The organism is Paraburkholderia sp. SIMBA_027, assembly GCF_046535315.1.
Lineage (GTDB): Bacteria > Pseudomonadota > Gammaproteobacteria > Burkholderiales > Burkholderiaceae > Paraburkholderia > Paraburkholderia tropica.
Map to the genome: position 1 here is coordinate 1 of NZ_JAWRWY010001239.1, position 250 is coordinate 250.

General features: G+C 66.0%; 1 pseudogene. It reads right to left on the minus strand.

Features of this window, described 5'->3' with window-relative positions:
- A pseudogene (locus SB764_RS43100) lies at positions 1–250 on the minus strand (MMPL family transporter); the annotation flags it as partial.

Here is a 250-nt window from a genome sequence, read left to right on the forward strand (position 1 = left end):
GTCGACAAAAGCAACGCCTGGCAGGGCCTGTGCAGTGGCGATCAGCGCCGGCTCGTTTTGCGGTGTCACGCCTTGTGGAATCACGACCGCCGCATAGGCTCTGGTGGCCGAATCGACTTCGCCCAGCCACAGATGTCGGTACGGCTGCGACCACGGCGCGGCGAGCCACCGGTCGACCGTAAGCACCGGCTGCGGTTTGGCGTACGCGGCGAGCCACGCGTCAGCGACTTCGTCTTTAAAGCCGGCCTGC